We start from the raw sequence: 10,293 nt of genomic DNA, 5'->3' as shown, positions 1-10,293 counted from the left end.
GGCTACTTTGACTTGGCGGTCTAGAAGCTTTAGATACTAAATCATCCTTAGCCTCCTCTCATTGTTCAAAGTTGCACTTCGTATTAGAATTCACCTTATTAAATAAAGAGTCCATAACTTACTACCTCAACAATACCTTGGGGTTAACTGATCTTGTCTTGATTGATTACCCTAAGACTGAGCATCTCCCATATTTACTTCAAGATCAGTTTAAGTTTTTACAAGTGAAATTTACAAAGTGTTTGGTGACATTGGCGATTCCACAAAAAAATATGCCTTTACGTCAAATGAGAGATGCCTTGAAGTATTTGTCCAGTAATACACCTTTGGTTATGTGTTTTGAGTCTCTGACCTCTTATGAAAGACGTTATTTAATCGAGCAAAAGATATCATTTTTGGTTCCAGGAAATCAACTCTTCTTAATGGAACTGGGCATTGACTTGCGCGAATATTTTTTTCGTAAGAAAGAAGCACCTACTTCAGAACTCAATCCTGCGACCCAAGCCATGTTGTTGTGGTTTTTACAAAACAATCCAATATCAGCAGAGTGGTCTCCTAGTGAAGTGGCACCTGCATTGCAATACACCAGCATGACAGCTTCTAGAGCGGTAAATGAATTGGTGGGGTTAGGTTTGTTTGAAGAGTTCAGTATTGGTCGACGTAAATATTTACGAACTAATGATACACATCAGGAAATTTGGCAAAAAGCTAAACCGTATTTAAGAAGTCCAGTGAAACAGGAAATCTGGACTCATGATGTAATTAAATTGAACGGATCGGAAATTGGCTTGGCTGGCATTTCAGCTTTAGCAAACCTAACAATGATTAACTCGGATGAAGAGACTTGTTATGCTTTATCGAGTAAAGACTGGTTAGAGGTTAAGCAGACCATTACGGTATTACCTGAAAAAGAGCCTGCGGCTAATTGTTATCAAATATGGTCTTATGAACCAAGGATGAACCGTGAAGGTACTAACTCCTTAGGAGTCAAATGTGTGGACAAGCTTTCTTTGTGGTTAAGTTTTAAAGAAAGTTCTGATGCCAGAATAGAATTGGCAATGCGTGAATTAGAAGGGAGTTTTAGATGGTGAGAGGTTTGGATGTTTTTACAGAGTGGTTTAAAGATTATTCTAATCAATATGTCTTGATTGGATGTTCTCCGAAATAAATTCTGCAAAACCTAAAATTAACATCATTTAATAAATATGTATCACATTGTGCACAAAATTTCGGTTATTTATAAATAATGTGATACATGCCAAGTAAACCACAACCTATCTTTCCATCCGAGCAGAGGATCTTAAATAACTTAGGAGAGCGGATTAAACTCGCTCGTTTACGCAGAGGCATCTCTGCTGAAGCATTGGCAGAAAGGTCATCTATTTCTCGAATGACCTTACATCGAGCAGAAAAAGGCTTTCCTGCAGTGGCGATTGGCACTTACCTCAGAATCTTGGCTGCACTACAGCTTCAGGATGACTTAAATTTATTGGCAAAAGATGATGTCCTTGGACGTCGTCTACAGGACCTGGAGTTATCTCAGCCTAGAAAAAAAAAGAGTAAATCTTGAATGACAAAAAAGCCTGAATGACCTCCTTATCCATTGAAGAATTATGGTTATAAAAGATCAAAAAATCTTTAAAAATTTAAGATATCAATATTTAGTGATGGTAATACAACCAAAAAAGCTTGAAATCAGCAACCTAAAATAATTCAGATAAAAGTAAAAATAATTGTTTATTTACCTAGCAACTTTTACTAAAAGCGATGACACGCTTTTAGTCACTTTTCGTGATGTGTCATAAGCTATTACTTTTGGTGTTAATAAAACAGAGGCCTTACTAAATGTTAAAGTTGCTTTAGAAACAGGGCTGTCCTTTTATCTCGAGAATCATAAAGCTTTGCCACTAGCAAGTAAGTCTAGGTAAGGAGAAATTACTGTAGCTCAAAATGTTGGAGATCTTTAAATTTTGCTATTCAAAGAAGAGATGACATACTAAATTACATCAGTGTTGTGAACAATCGCATCTAAGGAGTCAAAATGTCTGTTGAAGCAAACTTCTTAGAAAAAGAGGAGAAAATGATTACTCGAAATCTAGAAATTGAAAACTCTAATAGGCAAAATAAAAAGGCTTGGAATAACTTTTTCGTAAGTGGGCTTAAAGTATCAGAGGATTTTATGAATGAGCGTGCAGAACTAAAGCCAGATAAGAGAGGTACCTTTTAATCAATAAGGGTTTATTGAAATTACTATTGCTATTGATCAAATCAAACCGAGAGAAAGGTGAGAATTCCTCATTACTTTAGTGTGGCAATTTGAGAAATAGTCGTTTAGAAATTATTAGACCGTACAAAATGTAGGTATTTGTTAATATTTACCGACAATATGTTAATATGGTCCATATGCAATCCTCTAAAGAAAACATTCTAGTTATGGCGGCTCAAAAAGGTATTTTAAGAGCAAGGGATTTGGCTAACCTAAATTTACCCAGAGGCGAACTGGCAAAGCTAGTAGATGATGGGCGATTGTTGCAGCTCAGTCGAGGTTTATATACTCTTCCCGATCGAGTACCCACCGAACAGTCCACCTTGGCGGAAGTGGCGATTAAGTTTCCCCACAGCATATTTTGTTTACTTACAGCTTTACAAATGCATGGCTTGACGACTCAGTCTCCACATCAGGTTTGGTTGGCGGTGGATGTAAAGGCACGTGCACCACATATGCAATACCCCCCACTAAAGGTGGTTCGATTCTCAGGTGAAGCCTTAGCGTCAGGAGTACAGACTAAAGTAATTGACGATGTAGTGAACATCTGCGTGACTGATATTGAAAAGACAATCGTAGATTGTTTTAAATACCGGAATAAAATTGGTATAGATATTGCGATTGAGGCACTGCAGGAGGCTTGGCGAAGTAAAAGGATGTCAATGGATAAAGTTTGGGAATATGCCAAAATTTGCCGAGTAAATAATGTGATGAGGCCATACCTAGAGAGTCTAAATGGTTGATAAAAACATTGCAGCATCAGTTAGAGCTAAGTTGAAAAACAAGGCGAAAGATGAGGGTAAGGATTTTAATTTAATTCTCACCCGTTATGCACTGGAGCGATTTTTGTATCGGCTAAGCATCTCTGCACATCGTGATCATTTTTGTTAAAGGGAGCATTGCTATTTGATGTGTGGTTCGACGTACCATTAAGGGCAACAAGAGATATCGATTTACTTGGCTTTCAATTGCCTGAAGCGGCTTATTTAATACAGACTTTTAAAGAGCTGTGTGAATTGGAGTTGAGAAATGGTACTAGGTTTGATGGAGACAGTATTCGTGCGGAAGAAATTCGTAAGGAGGCAAACTATACGGGTATGCGAATTAACTTAGTGGCAAATCTTGACAGTGCCAGATCAACTGTGCAGGTAGATGTCGGTTATGGAGATGCAGTTATACCAGCACTAGAGTTGGTTGACTATCCAGTATTGCTGAATGAGTATCCTAGCCCTAATTAAGAGTGTACCCACGTTATACCGTAGTAGCTGAAAAATTAGATGCAATTATTTCTCTTGGTATTGCTAATAGTAGATTGAAAGATTATTTTGACCTATGGGTCATCCTACATCATTCTGATTTAGATAAAGAAACTTTAAGGAAAGCTGTAGAAGCGACCACAAGTCGAAGAAAAACTATTATGCCTTCGGGTTTGCCGATGGGCTTAACAAGTGAGTTTTCACAAGATAAAACAAAAATATTCAATGGAATGTGTTCTTAAGAAAAAATCAATTAGAAAAATATGAATTAAATGAACTGGTAAAAGGACTACAAAATAAATTAGGATATTTATTCGAAGGATGAATCTTAGAAATTTGTCATATTAATTGGGGTAATAAAGACTAATGGATTTAAAATGCAACAACAAAAATTACTAAAGAAAATATCAAGTTTTACTCAGAAATTTTTTTTAAATTTACAATAAAATCGTATTAGACAAATTTTTTACAAACGAAAAGGTGGAACAATGAAAAAACTTCTAATGATTTTGACCCTCAGCAGTTTGGCCCTTTCACTGGTAGCATGTAATACCGTACAAGGCTTAGGCAAAGATATTGAACGATCTGCAACTTGGACTAAAGAAAAATTACCTTAAATCTTTTTAAGATACTTAAACAGAATAATTCAACATCATGACAGCCAACATACCTGACGAAATTCCATCCTCCCTACCGGATGCAGAAAAACTGTATACGCATTTATTCGGCTTATTGAAAGAAGCGCAGATCAAAAACCCAAATATCCAATTGGCAGGACTTGCCAGTGGGGGAGTATGGGTTGCACAGCGCTTAGCTAAAGATCTCGGCTTAGCCAGTTATGGTGTCGTGAATGTAAGTTTTCATCGGGATGATTATTCGGCCAAAGGGACTAGTGCAATTAATAGTTCAGAGGGAATGTCGACGAATTTACCTTTTTCGGTAGAAGGTGCTCATGTCATCTTGGTCGATGATGTCTTAGATACCGGTAGAACTGTGAGAGCGGCGCTGAACGAACTATTTGATTTTGGTAGACCCGCCAAGGTGGAGCTAGCTGTTTTAGCTGATCGCTATCGCCGTGAATTGCCAGTTGAAGCCTCTTACCGCGGTGCTAAGGTATTAGATCTTGGTGATAATCAACGCTTGGTATTGAGTTTGTTACCTAACGGAAAGCTGGATTTTAATACGGAGCGTAAGCTACCTGCTTAATAGAAATATTATTAGTGTTTGTACCTTTAGAACTTGCATTAGCAAGAACATGATGGGTAGTTAGTCACAAGCGTACTTGCATTCATAACATTCAGGAAGGTGAATTTCCTGAAATGTTTTTAGCTAAAAAAATCGCTAAGTTTTGTTCAGTCGTAAAATGGTGGCAATTTCATAACGAATATTGGAGTATTTAGAATTCATGGACTTTTCTGATAAAAATAACGTCTCTTCTTTAAATTCCTCTAATCCCAACTCAAATTCTCCCACGTCAAATACTATTGAGTTGAAAGCTCCACAGATTCAACTCAATGCCAATCAGCAATTAACCCACTTGTTAACGCTAGAGGGCTTGCCTAAATTAACGATTGAGCAAATTTTAGATACAGCCAACCAATTCGTTAGTTTTAATAATCCAAGTCGTGAAGTAAAGAAGCTGCCACTCTTGCGTGGCAAAAGTGTCTTCAACCTCTTTTTTGAGAACTCAACCCGAACAAGGACCACCTTTGAAATTGCTGGTAATCGATTATCAGCGGATGTGATTAACTTAGATATTCAAACCAGCTCTACCTCTAAGGGAGAAAGCTTACTGGATACGATCGATAATCTGGTAGCCATGCAAGCGGATATTTTTGTGGTTCGGCATAAAACCACAGGGGCTTCTGAGCAAATTGCCCGTCATTTACCAAGCTATGTCCATGTGATTAATGCCGGGGACGGAACCAACCAACATCCGACACAAGGACTGTTAGATCTGTTTACGATGCGCCACTTTAAGAAAGACTTTACCAAACTCAAAGTCGCGATTGTGGGGGATGTGATTCATAGCCGAGTCGCTAAATCGAATATTTATGGCTTGGCCACTTTAGGTTGCCAAGATATTCGGGTGATTGGTCCGAAAAGCTTAATTCCGAGTGATCTTGATTTACAGGGCGTGAGAGTGTTCCATAGCCTAGAAGAAGGTTTAAAAGGCGTGGATGTGGTGATGACCCTGCGTATCCAGAAAGAAAGAATGGAAGTAGGGCAAGTGCCTAAAGGTGAAGAGTTTTTCCGGCAGTGGGGGCTTACCCCTGAAAGATTGGCTCTCGCTGATAAAGGGGCGATTGTGATGCATCCTGGTCCGATGAACCGTGGAGTGGAAATTGCTAGTGAAGTCGCAGATGGTCCTCAGTCCGTGATTCTGAAGCAGGTGACTTTTGGGATTGCCGTGCGGATGGCAGTGATGTCGATTGTGGCGGGAAATTAATCAGTAGTAAACCACTTATGTATTGCTCATCTACTGATCGTGCAGTGGTAATGCACAGTGCTTTTTTCAACTGAGTAGGTGATGAATATAGTAGAAGTTCAGTCACAGCTCAGTCACAGTTCAGTAACAGTTTAAATTTAGTCTCGTTCGATCCCTCAATGACTTGCGTACATTGCAGGTATTTTTAGCAACAGAAAGAAGTATGAATCAGTTGATAAATAACTAGATGAATAAAAACTAAATGATTAACAACATCAATACTTAGATGCAAAGCCTATCTATCGATTTCCTGCTGCGTAATTTGATTGCAGCGTTGATGATGCCACCACTCCTTTGGATCTGTTTGGCAGGGGCAGCGTTACTCTTTCTGAAGAGACGCCTCAAGGTACAACGTCTATTCGTAGGTATGTGCTTATTGATGATTTGGGTCACTAGTACAACTGCCTTCGCCAATTGGTTGGTTGCCTTCTCGGGGCATTGGATGGATTGGCCGGTTGCAATCAAACTCTCAGATCTGAAGGTGAGTCAGCATCAGCCACCAACTATGGGAGTACAGCAGAAACCATTGACCGAGGAACAGTTGACCCAACAAAGGTTGATTGCAGATAAAGAACATCTTCCTGTGGCGATTGTTGTTTTGGGCGGAGGTAAGCTCAAGGGTGTATTAGATCGTAATGATTTAATGATGGAGGATCTTTCTAAAGATGCCTTGCAAAGAGTGCGTTACGCAGCATTACTGGCAAGACATACGCAACTTCCCATCTTAGTGACAGGTGGGGCGCCAGAGCCAAGTTCAAAATACCCATCTCCAGAGGCGCAGGTGATGGCCAAAGTGTTACTAGAGGACTTTAATGTCAAGGTTCGGTGGATTGAAGATCAGTCTAAAACCACTCAAGAAAATGCCCAGTTCAGCGCAAAGATTTTAGAAAAAGAGCAGATTCATCATATATATTTAGTCACTAATTTTTGGCACCTTCCTCGAGCAAAGAAAATCTTTGAAAAATATGGCTTTATCGTAACTTCAGCTCCTATGGGCTTTGAGTTTGCCAATGAGTTCGATATGCACGAGTTAACTATTTTAGATTTCTTACCAGGCCCAGGCGGTTTGCAACGCGTTCGTGAAATTTGGCATGAGGCGATGGGTGGCATTTGGTATCACTGGAGATACAAATTATTTTCATGAAGATTACGTCAATCGTTGAAGCTGAAATGCGAAGTTGAAGCAGAACTCTGAAATATTGAATAAGTAAGCTTAAAACTGTGTAAATTACACCCAAAAGTAGGTATTTAAATGAGTCAAAATGGTGCATGTGTAATAAATTTCATTTGAATAACCTATAATTACAACATTCTTAAAGAAATCAATTTTAAGTACTTGTATGAAAAAACGTAAAAAATCATTAAAAGGTTAGAGTTTCATAATGAATTGGTATGTAATACACACAAAACCTAGGCAAGAATTTAGGGCTCAAGAAAATCTGCAAAATCAAGGATTTGAAGTGTATTTACCAACGATTTCGAAGGAAGTTATTCGGAGTAAATCATTAGAAGCCAAGCCTGAACCTTTGTTTGCAAGGTATTTGTTTATTCAGTTAGATCAATTACACAGTAATTGGTTTCCGATTCGCTCAACCAGAGGTGTGCACCAAATGTTGCGGTTTGGGATGAATACGGACCCGGTCAAAGTGCCAAATGAGTTGCTAGAGTTGATTAAAGAACAAGCCAAGAGTTTTGGACAAACCACTCAAAAAATTTTTGAGTCAAATGAACAGGTAATGATTCAAGAAGGTCCCATGAAAGGCTTAAGTGGTAGTTTTCAGGAAATTCAACAGCAAGCGAATGGTGAGATGAGGGCAATGGTCTTGATTGACTTGTTGGGGAAGTTACAAAAAATCCAAGTTCCTGTTGCGACCTTAAGCAAACTTCATTAAAGCCCTTTAGTTTTTTTACCTCTTCTAATTGAAGTTATTCAGTAAAAGTTATTAGATAAATGACATATAGTTGAATTGTCATTTTTAAAGTGGTTAAATTTACTTTTTTAAAATCTTCTTTGGGAAACCATGGCGGAATGGCGGTAGCGTGCTCAAAAATACCTAACAGTACCTTAGGGTTTGTTCGGAGATGAAGGTATGGAATTGACCCTGAAATCAAAAAATAAGTTATAGTATTCATAACTAAAAGTTAGGTAAATAACTGCTATTGAGCATTAAATATTTACAAAATGAGTGAAAAACCTATTAATTTGAAAGCAGGTACCGTTGTTTAAGATGATTTTGCGCCAAACTTGGAAAGGCTTCTTAAATCTTTCGCAAGCTCCAGCTACTGGCAAAAGGAATGGTCAATCTTACCGTACGGGATTTGCACGTGCTTGCTGGGCAGTTGGTGGACTATTTATCTATTTTTTAATCCATTATGTACTCTTGAATGGATCCGAAGATGGGTCAGAGGATAACGATGGTATTTATCTTTTGCTATTGGGAGCAGCAATTGCAGCAGGGATTGGTGCTTTCTTAGCACCTAGAATTAATGCCTATTTGTACCAATACACCCCGCAAGGCAGAAGAAACGCTAAATCTAAAAAGCAGCTTTCTTCGAGAAATACGACTATTAGTAAGAACAGTAAGAAGAGTAAAAACTCATCTAGTTCTAGTCAAAGTAGTTCATCTCAATCATCTTCTAGCTCATCCGCTAGCCGAAGTTCTAAGTCGACATCGAATTAATCTATCCCGTATGTATCGTATCCTAGTAATTTGTACGGCAAACATTTGCCGTAGTCCAGTTGGGCAGGTTTTTTTAGAACGTTTTTTACAAAACCAAAAAGTTCAAGTAGATTCCGCTGGTACATTGGCGCTGAATGGCAATGTGGCAGATGCTACGATGCAGGAACTGCTGACTGAACGTGGGTATTCCAATATTACGACCCATCGATCACAAGCCTTAATGCCGTCATTGATTCAAAAATATGATTTACTATTGTGTATGACCGATGAGCATCGTAATCAGGTGACTAAAATGAGTCCAATTGCTACTGGTAAAGTAAAGCTGTTTGGCCACTGGGATCAGCAGGCTCAAGTCTTGGATCCGATTGGCGGGCCACGGGTAGAATATGAGTCTTCAGTCGAGCAGATAGAAAAACTGTCAAAGCTTTGGGCAGATAAATTAATCCAATTAGGGGTGTGTGCATGAGGTTGTTTTATTGTGTAGTCATGATGAGTTTGCTGGCTTTAACTGGTTGTACCTTATTACCTGGTACGAGTGCGCGTTTCATAGAAGCTAATGAAGTTCAAGACGGGGCGGATCAACAAAATTACACCCTGGTTAAAGTGACGCCAGGCTTAGTTAGTAAAATGCAACAGCAAGATGCTGCCAAAGCAAAACAATTAGTAGGTACTGGCCCACTCGGCGAGTCTTCTAGTACCTATAGACTGGGACCGCAAGACTCTTTAAGGATTTTTGTTTGGGGAAATCCAGATTTATCACCGGTCACAACTCAGGTTACACAAGGTGCTGTAGCAAGTACTCCGGCAGGACGTACCATTGATGAAAAGGGCGATTTATTTTTTCCACTTGTGGGTACAATTCATGCCCAAGGTCTCACGATAACGGAGTTTAGACAATTACTGACTCAACGACTCGGTAAATATATTAAAGATCCACAAATTGACGTGGACGTTGCTGGATTTAGAAGTCAAAAGGTATTTATTTCTGGTGAAGTGAGAGCTCCGGGAGTCGTTCCAATTACAGACCAGCCAATGCGAATTACTGATGCTTTAGGTTTAGTAGGTGGTCTGACTCAAGAAGCTGATCTTTACAATTTGGTTTTAACTCGCGGAGCAGTGAGTACAAGGGTAGATCTAGATCGTATTTATTACAGTGGTGATACGACAGCGAATATCATTCTGAAAAATGGTGATGTTTTGGGCGTGCCTGATCGTCAATCTCGTAAGGTGTTTGTTTTGGGTGAGGTGGGCAATTCAATTGGGTCTAACCAATCGCGCTCTTACATTATGCGTCGCGGTAAAATGAGTCTCACCGAAGTATTATCTGATGCGGGTGGCCTGAATCCATTTTCAGCTGCAGCTACGAAGGTTTACGTAATGCGTGCGGATGATAATGGCGACCCAGTAATTTATCGCCTAGACGGTAGAGATCCTGCATCCCTTGTGATGGCGGAGCAGTTTGCGATTAGGCCGCGGGACGTAGTCTATGTATCAGCTACCGACGTGACAGAAATTGGCCGTTTTATTAATCAATTCTTCCCATTAACCTCAGTGGCTCAATCGGGTACCAGTATTACTTCTAACCTAAAGTAGAAATCAATT

Annotated in this window: 15 protein-coding genes; all 15 read left to right on the top strand. The window is 39.2% G+C overall.

The window, feature by feature from the left end:
• Positions 1 to 224 precede the first annotated feature (224 nt).
• The 15 genes from B8983_RS13475 to B8983_RS13425 all read left to right on the top strand — a co-directional run bounded on the left by B8983_RS13475 (position 225) and on the right by B8983_RS13425 (position 10,284).
• Positions 225 to 1,091, top strand: a complete 867-nt coding sequence (locus B8983_RS13475) for a helix-turn-helix domain-containing protein (RefSeq protein ID WP_143736195.1) — start codon at positions 225 to 227, stop codon at positions 1,089 to 1,091.
• Between the two features lie 164 nt (positions 1,092 to 1,255).
• On the top strand, positions 1,256 to 1,570 hold the full coding sequence (locus B8983_RS13470; RefSeq protein ID WP_084286012.1) for a helix-turn-helix transcriptional regulator: 315 nt from the start codon (positions 1,256 to 1,258) through the stop codon (positions 1,568 to 1,570).
• Between the two features lie 471 nt (positions 1,571 to 2,041).
• Positions 2,042 to 2,227, top strand: coding sequence for an AbrB/MazE/SpoVT family DNA-binding domain-containing protein (locus B8983_RS13465; protein ID WP_084286010.1), 186 nt, complete (start codon positions 2,042 to 2,044; stop codon positions 2,225 to 2,227).
• A 176-nt stretch (positions 2,228 to 2,403) separates the two neighbouring features.
• Positions 2,404 to 3,009: a type IV toxin-antitoxin system AbiEi family antitoxin domain-containing protein gene (locus tag B8983_RS13460; protein ID WP_084286016.1), complete on the top strand. Its 606-nt coding sequence runs from the start codon at positions 2,404 to 2,406 to the stop codon at positions 3,007 to 3,009.
• On the top strand, positions 3,002 to 3,157 hold the full coding sequence (locus B8983_RS14240; protein ID WP_234987055.1) for a hypothetical protein: 156 nt from the start codon (positions 3,002 to 3,004) through the stop codon (positions 3,155 to 3,157). Before B8983_RS13460 ends, B8983_RS14240 begins: the two co-directional genes overlap by 8 nt.
• 20 nt (positions 3,158 to 3,177) lie before the next feature.
• Positions 3,178 to 3,504, top strand: a complete 327-nt coding sequence (locus tag B8983_RS14300; RefSeq protein ID WP_255372813.1) for a nucleotidyl transferase AbiEii/AbiGii toxin family protein — start codon at positions 3,178 to 3,180, stop codon at positions 3,502 to 3,504.
• Between the two features lie 2 nt (positions 3,505 to 3,506).
• Complete coding sequence (locus B8983_RS14295; protein ID WP_255372812.1) at positions 3,507 to 3,764, top strand: nucleotidyl transferase AbiEii/AbiGii toxin family protein; 258 nt, start codon at positions 3,507 to 3,509, stop codon at positions 3,762 to 3,764.
• A 246-nt stretch (positions 3,765 to 4,010) separates the two neighbouring features.
• Entirely contained in the window at positions 4,011 to 4,139 is a 129-nt protein-coding gene (locus tag B8983_RS14290; RefSeq protein ID WP_143736194.1) for an entericidin EcnAB, read from the top strand.
• Between the two features lie 37 nt (positions 4,140 to 4,176).
• Entirely contained in the window at positions 4,177 to 4,728 is a 552-nt protein-coding gene (pyrR, locus tag B8983_RS13450; RefSeq protein ID WP_084286008.1) for a bifunctional pyr operon transcriptional regulator/uracil phosphoribosyltransferase PyrR, read from the top strand.
• A gap of 199 nt (positions 4,729 to 4,927) precedes the next feature.
• A complete protein-coding gene (locus B8983_RS13445; protein ID WP_084286006.1) occupies positions 4,928 to 5,971 on the top strand; it encodes an aspartate carbamoyltransferase catalytic subunit in 1,044 nt (347 codons plus the stop codon).
• A gap of 265 nt (positions 5,972 to 6,236) precedes the next feature.
• A complete protein-coding gene (locus tag B8983_RS13440) occupies positions 6,237 to 7,154 on the top strand; it encodes a YdcF family protein (protein ID WP_084286004.1) in 918 nt (305 codons plus the stop codon).
• Positions 7,155 to 7,392: 238 nt separating this feature from the next.
• On the top strand, positions 7,393 to 7,902 hold the full coding sequence (locus B8983_RS13435; RefSeq protein ID WP_084286002.1) for a transcription termination/antitermination NusG family protein: 510 nt from the start codon (positions 7,393 to 7,395) through the stop codon (positions 7,900 to 7,902).
• A gap of 327 nt (positions 7,903 to 8,229) precedes the next feature.
• Positions 8,230 to 8,691, top strand: a complete 462-nt coding sequence (locus tag B8983_RS13950) for a hypothetical protein (protein ID WP_143736193.1) — start codon at positions 8,230 to 8,232, stop codon at positions 8,689 to 8,691.
• Between the two features lie 10 nt (positions 8,692 to 8,701).
• Positions 8,702 to 9,157 (top strand): low molecular weight protein-tyrosine-phosphatase, encoded by a 456-nt coding sequence (locus B8983_RS13430; protein WP_143736192.1) that lies wholly within the window; start codon positions 8,702 to 8,704, stop codon positions 9,155 to 9,157.
• Positions 9,154 to 10,284: a polysaccharide biosynthesis/export family protein gene (locus tag B8983_RS13425; RefSeq protein WP_084285998.1), complete on the top strand. Its 1,131-nt coding sequence runs from the start codon at positions 9,154 to 9,156 to the stop codon at positions 10,282 to 10,284. Before B8983_RS13430 ends, B8983_RS13425 begins: the two co-directional genes overlap by 4 nt.
• Positions 10,285 to 10,293 lie beyond the last annotated feature (9 nt).

The organism is Polynucleobacter kasalickyi (assembly GCF_900176405.1).
Classification (GTDB): Bacteria; Pseudomonadota; Gammaproteobacteria; order Burkholderiales; family Burkholderiaceae; genus Polynucleobacter; species Polynucleobacter kasalickyi.
The sequence above is the reverse complement of the archived record's forward strand: the minus strand, read 5'-3'. Positions and strand labels throughout refer to the sequence as shown.